Source organism: Streptomyces sp. NPDC004284 (genome assembly GCF_042874035.1).
Lineage (GTDB): Bacteria > Actinomycetota > Actinomycetes > Streptomycetales > Streptomycetaceae > Streptomyces.
Genome location: NZ_JBIAMJ010000027.1, coordinates 37,679 through 58,231 on the forward strand (window position 1 = coordinate 37,679; position 20,553 = coordinate 58,231).

Genomic DNA, 20,553 nt, shown 5'->3' on the forward strand with positions numbered 1-20,553 from the left:
CGGGGGCCGGTCGCCGATCTAGCACCAGGCCTGCCTGCCCGGGCGGCATCGACGGGGCTGCCTCCCGTACATCTGTGTCGCGCCGGCTGCTGGGGGAGTGCCATCGAAGAAAACGAAGAAAACGAAGAAAACAGTCCTGCACCGATAGGGGAGTGGCTCAGGACGGGGCACTGAACACCACTGCCCGTCTCGGCGAAGAGTGGAGACCACGCACCCATGTTCTTCTCTCAGTCGCTTCGGTCGCTCCAGTCGCTCTCCCTTCAGTCGCTCCACAGTCGCTCCCCGGCTTCAGTCGCTGCCTCCAGCGACCCAGCGACTGAAGCACAGCTACCGTCGCTGTCTTCAGTCGCTGACATAAAACCGCAGGTCAGAGCCCTAGAGACTCCCATAACAGCGACTGAAGCGACTCAAGCTCCACTTATCAGCCGTACAGATCGCGCGTGTGCGCCTGATATATAGGTGTCTTGAGTCGCTTCAGTCGCTGTTTTAGGTAGCAGTACCCATTTGACCTGCGGTTTTACCCAGCGACTGAAGACAGCGACTGAGAGCGACTGAGTCGCTGCCCCGATCCTTCAGTCGCTGGGTCGCTTTTTCACGCACGACGCGCCGCCCTCCACATGGCTTGGCCGAACGAGTGTTTTCGCTAGGCTGTCTCCGTACTTGAGTCGCTTCAGTCGCTATTGGGGGAACCAGATGCCTGCTGACCTGCGGGTTTCCTATAGCGACTCATCAGTCGCTGGTCCCGTTCCCGGAGGGCCGGACCCACTCGTGCTCGCTCGCTGGTGCGCAAGCCATGGCTGGCCCGTCCATCCGCTGGCTCCGGGCAAGAAGACGCCCGCCGCGAACTGCGCGGCCTGCCGCGAGCACGGACACGACCCCAGGACCTGCGTGTGCCGGGCCGAGGGCAGGTGGTGTCACGGCTTCCATGCCGCCACGCTGGACAACAGCCGCATCCAGCAGTGGTGGGGCCCCCGTCGTCAGATGGGCGTAGCCGTCGCCTGCGGGCCTGCGAACCTCGTCGTCATAGACATCGACGCCCACCCCGGTACGCCCCCTTCCAGGGACCGCCTCCTGCCCGGCATCGACATCGCCGAGGAAATCGACGTATCCGCGATGACCACCGGTTTCCACACCCTGGCCGTACTCGCGGCCCTGCGCGGGCAGGACAGCCCTGCCGACGACACCACCACGCTGCGGGTACGCACCCCCTCCGGGGGCCTGCACGTCTGGTACCGCACCACCGACCCCCGCCGCTGGCAGTGCTCCACCGGCTCGGGAAAGACCCGGGCGCTCGCCTGGCAGGTCGACGTCCGGGCCGACGGCGGCTACATCATCGCGCCCGGCACCACCACGGAAGCCGGCATGTACGAGCCGCTGGGTACCGTACGGACCCCGGCCCCGCTCCCGAGCTGGCTCGCCCAGGAACTGCAGCGCACCCACCATCTGCCTGCGGCCCACGTACCGGCCTCCCGCCCCGTCCCGTCCCGGGCCCGTCAGGCGGTCTCCGCCGCACGAGGGGGAGGGAACCCGATCCTCGCCACGCTCACCAGGGTGCTGTCCGAAGTCTCCGAATGCGCCGGAGTCACCGAAGGCGCGGGATTCTCCGAGAAGCTCAACCGAGCCGCCTACACGCTCGGTGGACTCGTCGCCGCCGAGCACCTCACGGCCCAGGCCGCGGAGGAGGCGCTCAAGGAGGCCGCCCGCCACGCCCGCCCCGGGCAGGAGCGCCGCGCCGAGGCGATCATCCGCAGTGGCATGACCGCAGGCGCCCGTCGCCCGCTTCACCCCGGGAGCCGCGCGTGACCTCCCCGAGCGGCGACCCGAACACGCTCTTCGACTTCGACCCCCACGACCTGGCGGCCCAGATCATCGCCAAGTCGGCCCCCGTCCTGCCCCCGCAGAGCAGCAGCGCGGTCTGGACACCGGGGGAGGCGACCGCCCACGGCCTGGTCCCGGACTCCCTCACCGACCGAGGCAACGCCAAGCTGTTCATCAAGCTCTACCAGACCGACTTCCGGCACGTCCCGGGCCTGGGCTGGTACCGCTGGGACACCACGCGCTGGCAGGTCGACGAGGACGACTCCGTGTTCTGGGCCGCGGGGGAGATCGGCGAACACCTCGCCACCCACGACCCGACCGGAGAACACGCCGTCGACGCCCTGCGCAAGCACCGCCGCCGCGCGCTGAGCACCTCCGGCATCAACGCCATGCTCATCCAGGCGAAGTCCGCCCCCGGCATGGTCCTCAAGGCCGAACACCTCGACGCCGACCCCTACGCCCTGTGCACCCCCTCGGGCCTCGTCGACCTCCACACGGGACTCGTGCGCAAGCCCGACCCGAACAAGGACTTCCACTCCCGCTCGACCACGGTCGGCCCCGCCCCGATGCCGATCCCGAGGTTCCTGCGCTTCCTGGACGACACGTTCGGCGACGACGCCGAAGGCGTCGAGATGAACCGCTTCCTGCAGCTGCTCCTCGGCTACTCCATCACCGGCGACGTCGGCGGCCAGGTCATGCCGTTCCTCTTCGGCGCGGGCAAGAACGGCAAGTCCGTCCTCCTCGACGTCCTGATGAAGCTCCTGGGCGACTACGCCGACGCCGCCCCGCCCGGCTTCCTCATGGCCCGCCCCTACGAAGGCCACCCCACCGACCTCGCCGAGCTCCACGGCCGGCGCGTCGTCGTCTGCTCCGAGGTCAAGCCCGGCGACAAGTTCGACGAGGCCCGCGTCAAGCTCCTGACCGGCGGCGACCGCATCAAAGCCCGCCGCATGCGGCAGGACTTCTTCTCCTTCAACCCCACCCACAAGCTCTGGCTGCTGGGCAACCACCGCCCCGAGGTCGGCACCGGCGGCTTCGCCTTCTGGCGCCGCATGCGACTGATCCCCTTCGAACGCACCGTCTCCGACGACCGCAGGATCGACAACCTCGCGGACATCCTCGTCGCGGAGGAAGGCCCCGGCATCCTGAACTGGCTCATCGACGGCGCCCGCCGCTACCTCAGCGGAGAGAAGGACCTCACCGGCCCCGACAAGGTCCGCATCGCCACCACGGCCTACGCCGAGACCGAGGACCACACGGGCCGCTTCTTCGACGAGGCCTGCGTCCTCGGACCCGACTGCCGGACCGAACAGAAGACCCTCTACGACGCGTATCGCTCGTGGTGCAGCAGCGAGGGCTGCCTCGCCATGAGCAGCCGTACTTTCGCCGCCCGGGCCCGCGAGCTCCTCGGGCTGTCCTCCCCGAAAGAGATGATCTTGTCGAATTCGAGGAAGTACTACCCTGGTATCGGACTGCTCGCCCACGAGGAGACGTCATGAGTTCCCTGATCAGCGAGAACGATCTCAAGCACGAGACCGAGCTGGTCTGGCTCGAGGACGTCTCCCGCCTCGACTACGTCCGCCAGAGCCTCGACCGCCTCCCCACCCGCTCGGGCAAACCGGCCTACCACCGCGACGGCCGCATGGTCGGATACGCCATCCTCGGCAGCGACGCCAAGGCCTCCCGAGCCTCAGGCACCTTCCGCCGCCGCGTCTTCTGGCTCCTCCCGCACGACCGCGACAGCGAACCCGAAGGCCTCTACGCCGGCTCCGCCCCGGCCGAGGCCATCGACCCCAGCACCCTCCAACCCACCGCCAAGGGCCGCAAGACCGAACGCAGCGAAGGCGGCCCCCCGTCCGCAGCAATGCAGGAACTGGGCATAGGCCTCCCCTTGTAGCGCTCAAACCGAGCGACCGAAGCGACTGAAGCGACTGAACTTCAGACACAAGCGAACGTTTTCCGGGGTCCCGGCGACAGCCCGCACAGGACCCCGCCAACAACCAGCCCCACATCCCCCAACCCCGCCACCGCCCCCCCCGGGACCGGGTTCGGCCAGATCGGTACCACCCCCCGAACCCGAGCGATACCGTAGAAGCCCTTCACCCCACGTCCCAGGGAGCCCCTCCATGAGCGACCAGCCGGCCCCCACCGACACCACACGCCTCCAACTGGACCCCGCAGCCGCAGACGCAGTACGCGCCTACGCCGCCCGCACCCGCGCCAGCGCCGACCAGTTCGCCGCCGTCCTGGAGGACATCGCCACCAACGGCCTCCCCTCCGTGGACAACTCCACCCCCTGGGAAGACCTGCGCGAACGCACCCTCACACGCCTCGCCGCCCAACGCCCGGCCGTCGCCTGATGCCGAACCAGCACAGCCCCCGTCGCGCCCGCATCACCTTCTCCGACTCCGCCGCCAAACAAGTCGAAGAGATCACCGACGAAGCCGAACTCCACGCCCTGGACCGCACCCTGGTCGTCATCTCCGTCAACCCCGACATCGGCGAACCGATCCCCGGCGACACCACCGGCCCCCAACTACGCCAATACGCCGACGAGGTCGAACAAGTCCGAGTCCTCTACTTCGTGACAGCGCTGCGCACGGTCGTCGTCGTCGCCTACATCGAGGTCTGAGCCCAGCAGAACACCCGACACGACCCAGCGCCGGCAAGACGGCGACAAGACGGCCCCGAGCACACATCGCGCAGCAAGCGACTGAAGCGACTGAGAATCGCTGCCCGATGCAGCACCAGACACCCGCGCAACGCGTCCGCCTCAAGGTCGACTCCATGGCACGAGGGACGACCCTTGTCACCGAGGTGCACACCAGCACACTAGGCTCTGGTCCGCAGGTCAAAGGAGCTGTGAGAGAAAAACCGGCGCAGGAGTCTCGGAAGTAGGTACCGATGGCGGGTTCTCCGGACCTGTGGTCCCGCTGGGGGCAGTGGCAGAAGTCGGACGCCGATGGAATGAAGGGCGGCGAAGCCCTCATCCTGGAACTGAACCGCATCGTCCACTCCTCCGGAATCGCCTCACCCATCACCTCCCGCCGCGGACTGGTCGCCCGTCTCCGCTACCTCGACAGCCCCGCCGGCCGCGCCGAGCTACAGACCCAGGGCGTCTCCCCCCGCACGATCCGCACATGGATGAAGGACAAGGGAAAGACCTCCCCGACCTCAGCCAGCCGAGAGCGGATCGACGCCGCCTACTGGCACCGCCGCAGAGAGAACCTCATCCGCTCCGGCTGGCTGGTCCGCCACCTCGACAACAAAGGCCGCGGCCGCCGCATGGAGATCTACCCGGTCGACCAGACCCGCGTCGAAGCGAAGTACCGCCGAGACCTGAACACCCGCTCCATCACCGTCCGCTACATCTGGAGCGACCTGGTCGACGCCTGGGCCACCCGCGACGCCCGCCTCGTCGACGAGATCTGGGACGACGTCATCTCCGACCTCGACTCCGACTACAACGCGTACGCCTACGTCTCCTCGGTCGGCATCAGCGCCTGACCACCGCCTGAGAAGCGCAGGCCTGCACGACGAGATCCACCCCCCGTCCCCCGAGATGCCCCTGATGCTCCGGACCCCGCAGCAGCTCTGACAGAGGAATGGAGCGCCCGCCCGGTGCAACGTGCGACGGCTTCCCGGGCGGGCTCTGCTCTCATCGTCCGTCAACCTGTGACCAGGCGCGCGTCAGAAGTACTGAAACAGCGTTTCAACTGCGGCAGGCCGACCAGGAACGCTTTGTGCCCCACGTGATGCTGTGGGCACAACCGAAGGCGCATCAACAACCAGTCGACACGGCCCACCATAGCGGCCTGACGAAGCCTCTGGCCCTGCAGCCACACGGACGAGCCGCAGCTCCCGCCCCTACGCGGAGGTGCCTGCTGGCCGACTCCGACAAGGGGCGGCTCACTGTTTCCCGCACCGTAGGCATGCTCCTTCGGCTCGTGGTACTCGTGGGAATCGTGCCAAGGACGTGATTGAAGGGAACGGTTACTCGGCCTGCTGCCCGCGTGCACGGGGCTGGTTCGGCGTCAGAGGAGAGTGTCTGTTTTGCCGGTTTCTCTGAAAGTAGTTCGGATAGTGCAGTGCATGGGATAGAACTGCAGGTCACGGAGTCTGCTCCCCGCACCCGCGGGGATGGTCCCACTACACGACTTCCCCCCGGATCGTAAGTACGCTGCTCCCCGCACCCGCGGGGATGGTCCCTGCCGAGGAATTTCTGCGAGATATGGCGAAGGCTGCTCCCCGCACCCGCGGGGATGGTCCCCACGGCATGGTGCCGCCGGTCGTCGCGGCCGGCTGCTCCCCGCACCCGCGGGGATGGTCCCCAGCTCGTACTTGCTCGATCCGGTGTAGACGACTGCTCCCCGAACCCGCGGGGATGGTCCCCTCAACGACGGCTTGGACCAGGCGTACAGCGGCTGCTCCCTGCTTGCGCGGGGATGGTTCTGCTCAGTTGCTTCAGTCGCTGACTGTCGGTTCCTCGTTCCTGGCGGGGTTTGCTGCTGCCGCTGCCGCGCCCCAGACATGTGCGGGTTCTCGCAGCGTCTGGTCGGCGGCGGTACTGGGCTGAGGGTGGGAAGCGGGCCGTGTCGTGGTCTGACCGCGCGTATCCGGGGAGTGGGAGTGGAGTGTTCGATGGCCGTGTGAGGGGTGTGCTCACGATCGGCTGTGGCTCGTTCGCGGTTTGTTGCGGGTTCTGTTCCACTGTGGGGGTGAAGTGGCTGAGGGCGGCGGGGGGCGGGATGGGCGGGCCGGCAGCGCGGTGGATGTTTCCCGAAGGCCATCGCTATGCGAGGTTCGCTCCGCTGCTCCTCGTGTTGACGTTCGTCAGTGGTCTGGTCGGCGCGGCGAGTTTCCTCGGGCTGGGCCGGGTCTTCGTGGCCAACATGACCGGCAACGTGGTCTTCCTCGGGTTTGCGCTGTCCGGAGTCGCTCAGCTGTCGGCCCTCGCCGCGGCCGTGGCGTTGACGGGGTTTGTGACTGGGGCGGTCGCGGGTGGCTCGTGGCGCCGGGACGCGGAGGCGGGAGATCTCTTCGCACCACTGGTCGCGGTGCAGACGCTCTTGGCCGCGCTCGCGCTCGCGGCCGAGGCGGCGGGTTGGGGGCGTTACGCGGTGCTGGTCCCTCTGGCGTGCGGCATGGGCTTGCAGAATGCTGTGGTGCACCGCCTGGGGGTGCCCGATCTGACCACCACAGTCATGACGCGGACCCTGACGGGGCTGGCAGCGGACCGCCCGGGGCCGGCGACGGTACGGCGCGGGGTGTCGGTGGCGGCGCTCGCCGCGGGGGCCCTCTCCGGCGGGCTTCTCCATTCCCGCACCGGAGCGGAAGGGGTGCTCGTCGCGGTCCTGGCGCTGTTGATCGCGGTCGTACTCGCCGCAGGCCGGTGGCGCAGGACGAGGGCCCGGGGGAGGGAGGGGGAACACCCTTGACGGTACAGATGCTGGCCTGGCTGATCACCTCACAGGGACGGACGACGGCCATCACGGTCGATGTCCAGGGCCATGTCGAGGATGCTGTCGGCGCCGACGCCCTCATCCCGTCGGGCGCGGACCCGATGTCCTGATCGCAGCCGGTCAGGCTCGTTCTCCCGCTCGATGGCTCCCAGCCGGTGTCCGAAAGCGTTGCCCTGGGTGTGGTGAGTACGTTCACCAAGGCCGTGTCTGCTTACCGCCGAACTCACCATGGGCGCCCCCCGCTCACGCGGGGGATGGTCCCGCAGTCTTCACCGCACACCAGTTGGCGCAGTCCTGCTCCCCGCGCCTGCGGGGATGGCCCCCTCACCGACGACCGTCTGATGCGCGGTGAGACCTGCTCCCCGCTCGTGCGGGGTTGGTCCCGAATGCGTGGTGTGTGCCTTCACGCCGGCTGGCTATGGAGGTGAGTTCCAAGAACGTCTGTTGCTCAGCAGCGAGAACGCCCGGATCTACGGGAGAGTGATGTCGCCGAGTTCTGGGAACACCTGGGTGTTTGCTTGGGGAACATGGTGGTGCGTTCCGCACGACGAGGGGCCCGGGCGCCGCCGAAGCCCACCGTCTCGCCACGTCCCGGGTCCGGGCTGAACATCAGCCTGCCGACTGAACCGAGACAGACCAGCACTCACTGAACAGCGACGCAGACCCCGAAGACACGAGCGACCCACCGATTCATTCGGGCCTCGAAGTCCGACGCTGAGGCGATACCCGAGGCTGGGAGGGAACCCGCGTCGTCGAGGCCGGCGATGAAGTCCACGTCGGCCCAGCCACCCCGGAACAACACAACCGACAGTTCGGCCTCTCCCGGACCGGAGATGACCACGCCGACCGAGTCTGGGTCATGCACCCCGGCCCTGTCGGTCTCCAGAGGCTGGGGCCACGACGCCTCGGCGTCCCTCCAGGTCACTTGGCCCACTCCCAGGCCGGCCGACCTCCAGCCCACCGCCCGGCCAGCCAGAACCGCAGCCACCTCATCAAGATCAACGACTCTGTCCATGCGGGGATCATCCCTCATGGACGAACCGGGCGGTCCGGAAAACCGGCAGCGAGACCGCGAGACGAACGCGCCAGCCTGTTCCTACTTCTCCCCGACATTTCCGGGCTGCCGGCCTGCGATCGTTCCCAGAAACTACCGACAACCGTTCCTGCTTCTGACCTACGCAGCCGGCTGGCTGTTTCCCGCACCTGCGGGGTGTTCTGCGCTTCGGTCGCTTCGGTCGCTGTGTGGTGGATGTGGTGATATCGACTGGTGTGCTGGCCATGCCTCCGGTTTGCTTACCGCCGGGCTTACCACGGCAGCCCTCCACCGTGTGAGGGTGTCCTGCGGCTTTCTGTGGTGGGACCACGGCGCCGGCCGCTGCTCCCGGTACCTGTGGGGATGCTCCGTGGGCGTCCCTGCCTGCATTGAGGTACCCCCCGGCCTGTGAGGTAGACCCGTCTCGCGCTGTACCACTTTGTCGCGGCCAGCAGCCACGGCCCACCTGCTTGCCGTCGGTGTGGGGTTGTTCGTGACGGTGGGGGTTCCGGTGTCGGTGGTGGCAGGTTGGGTTGGTGATGCGGTTTCTGCATGCGGGGTGATGTATGGCGTATGCGTTTTCCGTATACGGGGCGAGGTCCGGCTTCCGGCTTCCGGCCGCTGGTGCTGTGCTGGGGGTGGGTGTTGTCTGCGTGCGGTGTCGGGACTGTCGGGGAGCCGCAGGCTCTCGTTTCTCTCTCCCGCTCTTGCAGGCTTCCCTGCCACGGGCAGCCTGTCCTGCGACCTGCTGGCCGGGCATCGCCGGCGGTGCGGTTGTGGCGCCCGGGCGTGCCCTGCGCCCCCTGTTGTCTGGTGTTTCTGACCCACACTGGGCGTGTGGGCCTGTGTCCCGTCTCAAATGATCTGGTCCGGTTCCAGGGCCGTGACCTGCGGCGACCAGATCAATTGAGACGCCGGGCCGCCGAAAATCTCAAGCGATCTGGTCCCGGAAGCCCGGAAGCCCGGAAGCCTGGACGCCGGGCGCAGACTCTGTTGATCCGCTCTGTCCTCAGTGCCCTGGTGCCCGACCCGTGCGGACCTGAGGCCGGATGGCTTGGGGATCCACAGTGGGGCTTCTCTCAGGAGACAGCGCCGTCAGGCTTGGCGGGCAGAGGTGGTGAGCCGGTCGGCGAGCGCGATGACGAGGTCTCGGAGTTCCTCCGGTCGCTCGATGACGAACGGCCGGTCGAGCGAGGCGAGGACGGGAGGCAACCAGTCGAGCCGCTCCGCCCTCAATTCGACATGGAGCCAACGCTCGGTGTGCGGATCGCCTTCCGCGGCCGCGGGCCCCTCCACGCTCGCGACGCTGGCGGGCAGTCGGGCGCGGATCTGTTCGACCGTCCCATGGATCCGCAAGGTCACTTCGTGCCGGTACGCGGCCTTGGCGAGCCCCGACAGGACACGCTGTGCCGGATCGAGTCCAGCGGGCGGCTCGAATGAGCCTGGCAGCGCCCTCGCGTCCGCGATGCGATCGAGCCGGAAAGTCCGGTCCTGGCCGATCTCGGGATCGGTACCCGTGACGTACCACCGGCCCGAATGGGTCACGATCCCGTACGGGTGCAGCGTGCGTTCGCTTCGTCGGCCGTCTCGGGCGGTGTACCTGATCGAGACCGGGCGGCGATGGCGTACCGCATCGGCGATGGCGAGCAGGACCCCTGTCTCCGGGGTGGCCAACGCGCCGGGCGGATCCGTGAAGGCGAGGGATTCCATGACGGCGTCGAGCCGACGGGCAAGACGCTCGGGCAGCGCCCGGCGGATCTTGGCCGCTGCCGTCTCGCCCGCGGTCTCGGTCGCCGTCAGCAACCCCGTCCTACGGCCGGCGACGAGGCCGAGCAGCACGGCGAGCGCCTCGTCGTCGTTGAGCATGAGCGGAGGCAGGCGATACCCGGGGGCGAGCCGGTACCCGCCATAACGACCACGGACCGCCTCGACAGGGATGTCGAGGTCGACCAGGTGGTCCACGTACCGCCGCACGGTACGCCCGTCGACGCCGAGCCGGTCGGCGAGTTCGGCCACCGTTCTGATGCCGCCCGACTGCAGGAGTTCCAGGAGGGTGAGCACGCGGCTGGTAGGTCGAGCCATGCCCACGAGCCTAGCGTTGATACCGGACCGATTCTGTCCACTATTTGCTCTAACGTCCGAGGTCCAACGGCTTCGCCAACCTAAGGAGAGCACCATGGACTTCGTCTCGACCCGGATCATCACCGGCGACATCGCGCGCCTCGTCGACTTCTACGAGCGAGCCACCGGAGTGCGGGCGGACTGGTCCACCGAGGACTTCGCCGAACTGCGTACCGCCAGCGCGACCCTCGCGATCGGCAGCACCCGCACCGTGGCACTGTTCGCACCCGGCTCCGCCCGCCCGGCCGACAACAACACCGTGATCATCGAATTCCGCGTCGCCGACGTGGACGGCGTGTACCGAAACCTGGCAGATTCCGTCGCCGACTTCGTGACCGAGCCCGCCACGATGCCCTGGGGCAACCGCTCGCTCCTCCTCCGTGACCCCGACGGCAACCTCGTCAACTTCTTCACCCCTGTCACGCCGATGGCCATCGAAAGGCTCGCTCGCTGACGAGAGCGCGGCCACCCAGGGCGGGGTCCTTCCCACCGACGCCACGCCCGGGGGGATACGGCGAAGTGCCGGTCGTCGAGGAGCGCTTGCCCACGCGCGGTGAGTGCGGCATCGGCCGCACCGGCCGACCTCCAGCCAACTTTTAAGCGAGCGGCGCGGAGGACGTCGTTACGGCTCATGCCGTCAGTGTGAGGTGCCATCGCGGTGCCTCGGTGCTGTGGCCGCGACGTAGCCATGCGTGGCCACTCGATGGCCCATCTGTGCAGTGCAGTGCAGTGTCCGCACATCACCGTTCTCAGAGCACCGGGGCGTACGACGAGCTGCGGAAATGCCCCCATGAGACGACGGAGGAGCAGATGGCCGAGCAGACCAGAACGGCCCGGTTCATCAGGCCCCACTGTCAGTTCGGCGAACACTCCTGGTTGGCTCTGTTCGCGAGAGCGGGTTCTGGCACAACTTCTGTGACGGAGAGCCTTCAGGCCGAGGGCTGGCCCGTTGACTGCGCAGTGTCGTGGACCAGTTCAGCGAGCTGGATCAGGAAACCGTACGTCGCCATGCGCCCGTGAATCCGGACGAAGTAAGACCGGCTGGAGCACTTGAAGATCTCTCGCCGGCGCACCTTCCAGATCGTGTGCTCGTATGCGTTCGCGGCCTCCAAGAGGGACGATTCCGCTTCCTCCGCGCTGCCGTCGAACTCCCTGAGGGTCCGTGCATCTCGATCTGTCTCGTTGACACCGTCAACAGGTATGGCCAGCACGATCCACCGGGACATCCTGATGCTCGTTCCTTCCCCCTGGCACCGCCTGCCGCGACGCGCACGGCGCAAGTCTGGCAGACGCCCAGCACGCTAGACCTTCACCACAGAAGTTGAGCCAGAACCCGAGAACGGGAGTCGTTTGTCGATGAGCTCAGAAGGCGTCCTGTTGGCGGCCAGGCCGATGTTCACGAGTTCGGGTTCTGGCTCACTTTCCGTGGAGCATGCACGCTGCGTGACGGTTGTCGGGCGAGTGGACCCTGGGGAAGTTGCCCGGAACTGGCCCGTACCGGGTGCGGTGTAGCTGACAGTCCGACACGTGGAAGAAATGGTGCTCGGGCTGGAGGACTTACTGTTCCCGTCGATCGCCGACGTGACGGTGCTGTCCGTCGCCGTGAACGACGAGGCGGTACGCATAGAGGCCCGAAGCACGGTGGCTGGGGCCGTCTGCCCCGGATGCGGGAGCTGGTCACGGCGGATTCACAGCTCCTACCTGCGCTTTCCCGCTGATGTGCCCAGCGGAGGCAGACGGGTCGCTCTCTGTTTGCGCGTCCGCAGGTTCCTCTGCCCGGTCATCTCGTGCGGGCGGCGGACCTTCGCCGAACAGCTGCCGGGCTTGACCCGTCGGTACGGCCGACGGACCGAGCGCCTGCGGTCGACACTGGCCGCGGTCGGCCTCGCGCTCGCCGGTCGGGCCGGTGCCCGCCTGGCGCGCGTGATCGGCGTGTCTGTGAGCCGCAGCACGGTGCTGCGGCTGGTCGAAGCGCTGCCCGACCCCGAAGTTCCGGCCCCGCGGGTGGTCGGCGTCGATGAGTACGCGACCCGCAAGGGGCGTCACTACGGGACCGTCCTGGTCGACGTCGAAAGCCGGCGTCCGGTGGACCTGCTGCCCGACCGGGAGGCGTCCAGCCTGGCGACTTGGCTCGCGAAACGGCCCGGGGTGGAGGTGGTCTGCCGCGATCGGGCACCGTTCTTCGCCGAAGGCGCCACGGCCGGGGCACCGCAGGCGGTGCAGGTGGCGGACAGGTGGCATCTTTGGCATAACCTGAGCGAGGCCGCCGAGCGGTGCGTCGCAGACCACCGCGGATGCCTGCAGATCCTGGCACCGGATCCCGCCCAGCATGCCCCCGAGCCGGAGAAATTCGAAGACCCCTCCGGCTCGCCCTGGCCGAGGGGGCACCGCTTCGCCGACCGCACCCGTGCCAACCACGCGACCGTCCACGAACTGCTGGCCGCCGGGCTCAGCCGGAGGGCGATCGGCCGCCAACTCCGGATGACCTCCCGTACCGTCAAGCTCCTCGCCGACGCGGCCACCCCGGAGGACCTGTTCCAGGGCCAGTGGCAGGGTCGACCATCCAGACTCGACGCCTTCAAGCCCTACCTGGATGACCGCTGGAACCAGGGCTGCACGAACGCCTGGAGGGTGTGGGAGGAGATCGTGCCGCTCGGCTATCAGGGCAGCTACCAGCGGGTTCGCGCCTATTTCCGGGAGAAGCGGCTCTCGTCAGGCTCCGTCACGGCTCGGCCACCGTCACCCCGGGTCGTCGCCGGATGGATCCTCCGTCGGCCGGAGACCCTCACCGAGACGGAGCACCTTCGGCTCAAGGCCGTTCTGCTCCACTGCCCTGAACTGGACGCCCTCACCGGCCACGTCCGGTCCTTCGGGCAGATGCTCACTGAGCGCCAGGGCGAACGGCTGCCGCAGTGGCTCGATGCCGTCCGGCGAGACAACCCTCCCCGGCCTCCACACTCTCGCCGCAGGCATCGACCGTGACCGCGATGCAGTCATCGCCGGCCTCACCCTGCCCTGGAGTTCCGGGGTCGTCGAAGGCCACGTCAACCGGATCAAGATGCTCAAACGCCAGATGTTCGGCCGCGCAGGCTTCCAGCTTCTTCGCAAGCGCGTCCTATTAGCGTGACTGGGCGTCGCTGTACCGCAGACACCGAGGCCAGCAGCGATCAAGGCTCACTGAGTGTCAGCGCACAGCGTCAAGTGACGCAGCGTCGTGTATGCGAGGTATCCGCGCCATGTGTCCACCGTCGGAACCTGGCGGGCGAACTGCACGTAGGAAGTGTTCCCGTCCAGCACTCCCGTCAGCACTTCACCATTCTCGCCTCCGGCCCGCTGTGCGGCGCGGGCGCAGGCCATCAGGGCAGCGCCGACCGCTGGGTGGGACGGGCCGTGGGAGTCGGCAGGCCAGTCGATGGGCCGTACCACCTCCGGTCCCAGCCAGGTGGCCAGGACGTCCGCCACAGTGCTCCACAGTTTGAACGGGCACAGTAGGTGCGGGGTCTGGGCTATTCCATCCGGTCTGGCACCGTTCAGTCCCAGGAGGTCAACGAGAGGGCGGTCGAAGAGGGCCCGGGCGTCCCGGTCCAGGTTGTCGGCGCTGTTGGTTGCGTGAATCAGGTTGAAGACGGGGTTCAGGGCCCCGAAATCGCCACGCAGAGTGCCCGGTCGAGCCCGGTGGGGAAGGGCATCCCTACGAAACGGCCCGCGAGCTCGGCTGCAGCTGACCCTTCGTCCGAGGACCGGCTGCCCTCCCGCTGCAGGAGCAAGGCGTGCGCCGGTCCCAAACTGTAAAACACCTCGCTCAGCTGCCGATCGACCCGGCCTCCGGCGTGGGTGTCCATGTCGAGGACGAGCTGGTGCTCCGGGCTCAGAACCAGCTCCCGGAACCCGTGCAGCTTGTAGCCCCGGTCGCGTGTCCACAGGGAGATGAGCCGAGTGAGGTGCTGGGCCACTCCGTCTGGCTTGACTATGAGAAGGGCGAAGCGGTCCGGTTCGAGCAAGGAAGACTCCTGTGCGAGCACGATCTCACGAGGCGCTCCGACTGTACCTGGAGACCAGGCCAAGCCAATTCGTTACTCTGCGTGGCCGTTTCACGGAAACTGAGCCAGAACCCGTTCTCGTGTACAAAGCCACCTGGTGCAAGCTCGATGAGGTCCGTGTCGGCAGCGACGCCCTCTTCCCCACTAAGCGCTCCGACTGCCCCTGCCACCGGAAGAGGGGCCGACGATGAAGCGCTGCCAGTCCTGCGGGTACCCCATCGAGGGTGAGGCCCGCGAGGAGACGCCGGAGGCAACGTCCGGCGCACGGCCAACGCTGTACTGGCACGCGACACCTGCCGAGTGCAAGCAGGCGAAAGCTCAACGCCGCCCCTGATCTCCTGCTCGTCCGTGTTCTCGGCGGACCACGGGCGAGCAGGTAGTCGGCCCCAACCGGTACCCATTCCCCCATGACCGCCCAGGGCTACCTCACCAGCTCGGCAAGGGGCACGTCGACCACCCGCGAGATCTGAAGGAGCAACCCGAGGCCCGGGTCGCTGGCGCCGTACTGGATGCGGTGGATCGTTTTGTGGTCCGCCCCAACGAGGATGCCGAGCTGGAGTTGAGACAGATTCACTGCTCCCCGCGCCCGCGGGGATGGTCCCCGCTCCGACGGGTTCTTCGGCGGCGTCGAGTACTGCTCCCCGCGCCTGCGGGGATGGTCCCAGCTCCCTGATGTCGGCGACGGAGGGAAGCGACTGCTCCCCGCGCCTGCGGGGATGGTCCCCGAGGATACGGAGTCTGCGCGGATTTGTGGTGCTGCTCCCCGCGCCTGCGGGGATGGTCCCGCGTCACGCGCGGGGACGGTGACGCTCATTCCCTGCTCCCCGCGCCTGCGGGGATGGTCCCGCCGTCGCCACCGCCGCCCGCGAAGGTGTCTCCTGCTCCCCGCGCCTGCGAGGATGGTCCCTCAAGGGCTACCTGTCCGCCATGGAACGCATGGCTGCTCCCCGCGCCTGCGAGGATGGTCCCTCAAGGGCTACCTGTCCGCCATGGAACGCATGGCTGCTCCCCGCGCCTGCGGGGATGGTCCCGTTCGGGCATATGCTTCCAGCAACCGGAACCACTGCTCCCCGCGCCTACGGGGATGATCCCTCGCCCTTCCCGCACAGCCTGGCGAGCTTCTACTGCTCCCCGCGCCCGCGGGGATGGTCCCGCACCGGTACGTCTAAGGGGAGGGGTTACACCCTGCTCCCCGCGCCTGCGGGGATGGTCCCAGGCCGTACGGCAAGTGGGCGGCCGACGACGCCTGCTCCCCGCGCCTGCGGGGTTGGTTCGGCGTCAGAGGAGAGTGTCTGTTTTGCCGGTTTCGGTGAAAGTGGTTCAGGTGGTGTTGTTCGTGGGATAGAACTGCAGGTCACGGAGTCTGCTCCCCGCGTCCGCGGGGATGGTCCCTCGGCTGAGGACGTCCGCACCTACTGCAACCACTGCTCCCCGCGTCCGCGGGGATGGTCCCACGGACGCCGTCACGGCCCTGGCGGGAAAGCTCTGCTCCCCGCGTCCGCGGGGATGGTCCCGACGACACCCCGTACGCGCTCCTCGCCGAAGTCTGCTCCCCGCGTCCGCGGGGATGGTCCCCCAGGAGCTGCTGGGTGACGTCGAGCATCGGCCTGCTCCCCGCGTCCGCGGGGATGGTCCCTCAACCTGACCCCTTGGGAGTCGCACCGACACCTGCTCCCCGCGTCCGCGGGGATGGTCCCAAGGCGGGGAACTCCCCGCCGTCGACTGACCGCTGCTCCCCGCGTCCGCGGGGATGGTCCCTCGGGCGAGTCCCTCCGCGTCGTGTGGACCGGCTGCTCCCCGCGTCCGCGGGGATGGTCCCGAACTCCGAGACGGCTGGCTCGGCACCGTCCACTGCTCCCCGCGTCCGCGGGGATGGTCCCCCTCACGACGCGTCGTCCTCGTCGTCGTACAGCTGCTCCCCGCGTCCGCGGGGATGGTCCCTCCTCGCCGACCAGCCCGAGACGATCACGTACCTGCTCCCCGCGTCCGCGGGGATGGTCCCTTCCGGTGGCGGATCACGCCGAGTCCGAACATCTGCTCCCCGCGTCCGCGGGGATGGTCCCCGTCCGCCGTCCCCGACCCTTCCGAAGCCCGGCTGCTCCCCGCGTCCGCGGGGGTGGTCCCGTCTCACCGGGCCGCGGGGTACCGCCGCCGGCCTGCTCCCCGCGTCCGCGGGGATGGTCCCGAGTCCCGCTTCGACGCGAGCGCCTGGAGTTTCTGCTCCCCGCGTCCGCGGGGATGGTCCCACGAAGGTGGGCGCCTACGGTGGCTACCTTCACTGCTCCCCGCGTCCGCGGGGATGGTCCCTTCCGGTGGCGGATCACGCCGAGTCCGAACATCTGCTCCCCGCGTCCGCGGGGATGGTCCCCGTCCGCCGTCCCCGACCCTTCCGAAGCCCGGCTGCTCCCCGCGTCCGCGGGGGTGGTCCCGTCTCACCGGGCCGCGGGGTACCGCCGCCGGCCTGCTCCCCGCGTCCGCGGGGATGGTCCCGAGTCCCGCTTCGACGCGAGCGCCTGGAGTTTCTGCTCCCCGCGTCCGCGGGGATGGTCCCACGAAGGTGGGCGCCTACGGTGGCTACCTTCACTGCTCCCCGCGTCCGCGGGGATGGTCCCCCCGACGGGAAGCGGGCGGCCCCACACGTGCTCTGCTCCCCGCGCCCGTGGGGATGGGCAGCCACGCACCCGCCGGCTGCTCCCCGCGTCTGCGGGGATGGTCCTCCGGCGTCCTCGTGCGGACGCCGTTCACCTCACTGCTCCTCGCTCGCGCGGGGATGGCCCCGCGATCGACCCGCGCATCATCAAGCCCGGGAACTGCTCCCCGTCTGCGTGGGGATGGTCCCGTCACCGGCGTTACGCAGGGCAAGTTGAATCTCTGCTCCCCGCTCGCGGCGGGGATGGTCCCGCTGGCGTGGGACACGCGGCGGGCACACTGAACTGCTCCCTGCATCCGCGGGGATGTTCCTGGCCTGTCGGCGGGTCTGCCCGGCTGAGCGACCTGCCCCCTGCTCATGCAGGGATGGCCCCCGGTCGTCCGGAGAGTCCGACGTGGCGGTCGTCTGCTCCCCGCTCGCCCGGGGATGCTCCCACGACCGCTAGTGGCCCCCGGCCAGAGACTGCTCCCCGCGCCCGCGGGGATGGCCCCACGGCCGTAAGGTCCCCTGGGTGTCCGGGGCCTGCTCCCTGCACTCGCGGGGATGGTCCCGTCTACTCGGCCGTCAAGCTGACCGACGAGCAGCTGCTCCCCGCGTCTGCGGGGATGGTCCCTCGTGCGTGAAGTCCTCGCCCCAGACGCCGTTCTGCTCCCCGCGCCCGCGGGGATGGTTCCCCGAAGCTCGGGTGGACGCCGCAGCTGCGGCTCTGCTCCCTGCGTTTGCGGGGATGGTCCCGACACCTCCGACGAGGACCTGGCCGCCGCGGACTGCTCCCTGCTCGCGCGGGGATGGCCCCGAGACGCCGGCGGTCATGCTCGCCTCGTCGACCTGCTCCCCGCGCTCGGGGGGATGGTCCCCCGTGGTTTCTCCGGTGTCAGCTCTGCGGATGCTGCTCCCCGCGCCCGTGGGGATGGTCCCTCGGGTACGCGGACGGCCGTGAGAGCTCCTGACTGCTTGCCGCACCCGCGGGGATGGTCCTACGAGCGGATGGTGGAGTGCGTGGTGACCCAGCTGCTTCCCGTGCCTGCGGGGATGGTCCCGATCCGGGGATCGCCGCTGGTGCAGGTGACGACTGCTCCCCGCGCCTGCGCGGGGATGGTCCCACCTCGGGGAACTTGACGGCGAGTCGGGCCTCCTGCTTTCCGCCTGCGCAGGGATGGTCCTCCCTGTATGGGACTTCGATCAGGTCGCCCGGCTCTGCTTCCCGCGACTGCGGGGACGGTCCCGCGCTCCCTGCTATGGCCGGCTCTGGCTCAGTCTGTTCCCCGCGCCTGCGGGGATGGTCCCAGTGTCGAGCTGCTCGGTTCGCCCAAGACCCTCTGCTCCCCGCGCCTGCTCCTGTGCGTTGTGGGCGCGGTCCGGTGGTCCTGTGGTGGGGCCACGCCGCAGGCTGCTGCTCCCCGTGTCTGCGGGGATGGTCCCGGTCCGGTGGTGGGGCCATGCCGCAGGCTGCTGCTCTCTGCTCCTGAGGGGATGGCCGCACGGTCCACGGCATCGGTGGCAGCTTCTGCTTGTTCCCGGTGTCTGTGGGGATGCCGCCCTGTGGGCGCTCTTGCCTTGTGGGGGTATCCCGCTGGTGTGTGGGGGGTGGTTCCGTCTCGTGTTGTACCGCTTGTCTTGTCCAGCAGTCCCCGCCCGTCTGTTTGCTGTGGGTGTGGGGTTGTTCGGGATGGTGTGGGTGGGTGATGCGGTTTCTGCATACGGGCACATCCATGGCGTATGCGTTTTCTGTATGCGGGGTGGGTCAGGTTCGGGTTCTGGGCTTCGGTTTTGTTGTGCGGGGGTGTGTGGGTCTGCGCGTCGTGTCGGGGTCGGCGTGGGGGGAGCCGCAGGCTCTCGTTTTTCCCGTCTCCCTGTTGGTTTCCCCGTCCAGGGGTGACCTGTTCTGTGGTCTGTGGGGTGGCGTCGTCGGTGGTGTGGTCGGTGGCGTCTGGGCGTGCTTTGCGCCCTGTCGTCTGGTGTTGCTGCCGTCCTTGCTGGGTGTGTGGGGCCTGGTGTCAGAGGAGCTGTCCTGTCCGTGTGCCTGGGGTGTGGTGTGTGGGGGCCTGAGAGGCTCTCAGGCTGTTTTGCCAGGTGGATGGGTGGGCTGGGAGCTGTGAGGGGTGGGCTGACCATGGCTCTCGTACAGGGGCCGGCCGTGATGTCGGGCTGGGGCGGACCGTCCTCGGTCCGGCGGCGAGTCGTGTGATGTGCGGATGACCGGTCGGCACCAGCCTCCCTTGCTGCGCCCTGCTTTTGCGGGGTGTGGGTGGTTCCGGTGTCTGTGGTGATCGTGGCCCCGCTGGGTCTGGGTCTGGGGCGTGGTGCGGTGGGTCTGGAGTCTGTTCTAGGTGTGGTGTGTCGGTCTTTGTGCCGGGTGGGGGTGTGCCGGCTGTGGTCGGGTGGGAGGACCCTGCATGGTGGTGGTGCTCCAGGGTCGTGTGGCTGTCATGAAGGCGGTACATCGCCAGGTGGCTCACTGTCATGAAGGTGGTACGGCGCATATGCGTTTTCCGCCTACACGAGGACCGGGACTGCTGTAGTCGTTTGCGTTTTCCGTATACGGGGCCCGGTGTCTTTGATGCCCGTCTGCCCGCCCAGACCTCTCCCCGCTGCTCCTGCGGGCCCGCCCCGCGGCCCGCCCGTCCGCGGCTTCCTCCGGGCCGGCCCCGGGGCCCTTGCTGCGCCCGAGGGGGCGTCCCGGTGGCGGGGCTGTCTCGCCCTCTTGCCGTGGGTTCCTGCCGTGCCTGTTTGTCGGGGCCTGGTCCGGCCCCGGCACCTCCGGCGCTCCGTGTACCCCGTGGCGGGCCTGCGGGGGCTTTGTGGTGGGTCTTGGGGTTGTGGTGCGGGGCCGCAGGCCTGTGCTTCTTGCCTGTCTTTGCCCTGGAGGGAGGGTGATGTTCTGCGTGGGTGATGGGCTGTCTTATGCGTCTTGTGTATGGGGTGTTGGTGTGGTGTCAGGAGGGGTTGCTGGTGCGGGTTTTGCGTTTTCGTCATATGGCTCTCTGGAGGTGGGAGTTGGTGGCGGGTGCTTTCGGCTGTGGAGCTCCGCTCGGCCATCCTGTGGCGGGCTTTCATGATCACCTTATAGGTATAGACCACTTGTGGTTGGGCGTACTTCCATAGACTACCCAGAGTGACGCCTTCCAGTAGCCCCAGGGAACACCGCCCGAACGGGCCCAGACGCTCCCCCCAGGCCTCCAGGGAAAGAAGCGCAAGCATCCCGTACCGGCCGGCCCCGCAGGGGCCGGCAGCCTGAACCGGACACCAAACACCTCATCAACAACCAAGAAAAACAACCCATTTACCACACCACCACCCGCCGCAGGCGGGTGCCGAACCCAACACCCGCCCCCCACCCACAACTCGCACCCCTCCACCCACCGCACCACCCCGCAGACACCGAAGGTGGCTGCCCCTCAGGCAGCCAGCCGAGCGCCGCGCAGCGGC

At 68.5% G+C, this 20,553-nt stretch carries 14 protein-coding genes and 3 CRISPR repeat arrays; of the genes, 10 read left to right on the forward strand and 4 right to left on the reverse strand.

Annotated elements, in window-relative coordinates; genetic code table 11:
* The first annotated feature begins 693 nt into the window (after positions 1-693).
* The 8 genes from ACFYUS_RS37910 (at position 694) to ACFYUS_RS37945 (ending at position 7,390) form a co-directional block, all read left to right on the forward strand.
* Positions 694-1,803 carry a bifunctional DNA primase/polymerase gene (locus tag ACFYUS_RS37910; RefSeq protein ID WP_388862656.1) on the forward strand — a complete coding sequence of 370 codons (1,110 nt, stop codon included), beginning with the start codon at positions 694-696 and terminating at the stop codon, positions 1,801-1,803.
* On the forward strand, positions 1,800-3,317 hold the full coding sequence (locus ACFYUS_RS37915) for a phage/plasmid primase, P4 family (protein WP_388862658.1): 1,518 nt from the start codon (positions 1,800-1,802) through the stop codon (positions 3,315-3,317). Before ACFYUS_RS37910 ends, ACFYUS_RS37915 begins: the two co-directional genes overlap by 4 nt.
* On the forward strand, positions 3,314-3,715 hold the full coding sequence (locus tag ACFYUS_RS37920; RefSeq protein ID WP_388862660.1) for a DUF6009 family protein: 402 nt from the start codon (positions 3,314-3,316) through the stop codon (positions 3,713-3,715). The genes ACFYUS_RS37915 and ACFYUS_RS37920 overlap by 4 nt, the downstream gene beginning before the upstream one ends.
* A gap of 229 nt (positions 3,716-3,944) precedes the next feature.
* On the forward strand, positions 3,945-4,178 hold the full coding sequence (locus ACFYUS_RS37925) for a hypothetical protein (protein ID WP_388862661.1): 234 nt from the start codon (positions 3,945-3,947) through the stop codon (positions 4,176-4,178).
* On the forward strand, positions 4,178-4,450 hold the full coding sequence (locus ACFYUS_RS37930; RefSeq protein WP_388862663.1) for a hypothetical protein: 273 nt from the start codon (positions 4,178-4,180) through the stop codon (positions 4,448-4,450). The genes ACFYUS_RS37925 and ACFYUS_RS37930 overlap by 1 nt, the downstream gene beginning before the upstream one ends.
* 272 nt (positions 4,451-4,722) lie before the next feature.
* The gene (locus ACFYUS_RS37935) at positions 4,723-5,325 is read left to right on the forward strand and encodes a hypothetical protein (protein WP_388862665.1); all 603 of its coding nucleotides are present in this window, start codon (positions 4,723-4,725) and stop codon (positions 5,323-5,325) included.
* Positions 5,326-5,937: 612 nt separating this feature from the next.
* Positions 5,938-6,271: direct repeats of the CRISPR family, unit length 29 nt; unit sequence CTGCTCCCCGCACCCGCGGGGATGGTCCC.
* 367 nt (positions 6,272-6,638) lie between these two features.
* Positions 6,639-7,256: a YoaK family protein gene (locus ACFYUS_RS37940; RefSeq protein WP_388862667.1), complete on the forward strand. Its 618-nt coding sequence runs from the start codon at positions 6,639-6,641 to the stop codon at positions 7,254-7,256.
* Positions 7,253-7,390 carry a hypothetical protein gene (locus ACFYUS_RS37945; RefSeq protein WP_388862669.1) on the forward strand — a complete coding sequence of 46 codons (138 nt, stop codon included), beginning with the start codon at positions 7,253-7,255 and terminating at the stop codon, positions 7,388-7,390. Before ACFYUS_RS37940 ends, ACFYUS_RS37945 begins: the two co-directional genes overlap by 4 nt.
* Before the next feature lie 533 nt (positions 7,391-7,923).
* Here the strand turns inward: ACFYUS_RS37945 and ACFYUS_RS37950 are convergent.
* Complete coding sequence (locus ACFYUS_RS37950; RefSeq protein WP_388862671.1) at positions 7,924-8,295, reverse strand: hypothetical protein; 372 nt, start codon at positions 8,293-8,295, stop codon at positions 7,924-7,926.
* Between the two features lie 1,113 nt (positions 8,296-9,408).
* On the reverse strand, positions 9,409-10,395 hold the full coding sequence (locus ACFYUS_RS37955) for a helix-turn-helix transcriptional regulator (protein ID WP_388862673.1): 987 nt from the start codon (positions 10,393-10,395) through the stop codon (positions 9,409-9,411).
* Positions 10,396-10,489: 94 nt separating this feature from the next.
* On the opposite strand from ACFYUS_RS37955, the gene ACFYUS_RS37960 reads away from it, so the two are divergent.
* The gene (locus ACFYUS_RS37960) at positions 10,490-10,888 is read left to right on the forward strand and encodes a VOC family protein (RefSeq protein ID WP_388862675.1); all 399 of its coding nucleotides are present in this window, start codon (positions 10,490-10,492) and stop codon (positions 10,886-10,888) included.
* Between the two features lie 475 nt (positions 10,889-11,363).
* On the opposite strand, the gene ACFYUS_RS37965 is transcribed toward ACFYUS_RS37960, so the two are convergent.
* A complete protein-coding gene (locus ACFYUS_RS37965; protein ID WP_388862677.1) occupies positions 11,364-11,660 on the reverse strand; it encodes a hypothetical protein in 297 nt (98 codons plus the stop codon).
* 310 nt (positions 11,661-11,970) lie between these two features.
* Here ACFYUS_RS37965 and ACFYUS_RS37970 point away from each other — a divergent pair, with 310 nt between their 5' ends.
* Positions 11,971-13,416: an ISL3 family transposase gene (locus ACFYUS_RS37970; protein WP_388862685.1), complete on the forward strand. Its 1,446-nt coding sequence runs from the start codon at positions 11,971-11,973 to the stop codon at positions 13,414-13,416.
* A gap of 650 nt (positions 13,417-14,066) precedes the next feature.
* Here the strand turns inward: ACFYUS_RS37970 and ACFYUS_RS37975 are convergent.
* Positions 14,067-14,435 carry a hypothetical protein gene (locus ACFYUS_RS37975; protein WP_388862679.1) on the reverse strand — a complete coding sequence of 123 codons (369 nt, stop codon included), beginning with the start codon at positions 14,433-14,435 and terminating at the stop codon, positions 14,067-14,069.
* Between the two features lie 612 nt (positions 14,436-15,047).
* Positions 15,048-15,749: direct repeats of the CRISPR family, unit length 29 nt; unit sequence CTGCTCCCCGCGCCTGCGGGGATGGTCCC.
* 88 nt (positions 15,750-15,837) lie between these two features.
* A CRISPR array of direct repeats spans positions 15,838-17,147; the repeat unit is 29 nt; unit sequence CTGCTCCCCGCGTCCGCGGGGATGGTCCC.
* The last annotated feature ends 3,406 nt before the right edge of the window (positions 17,148-20,553 follow it).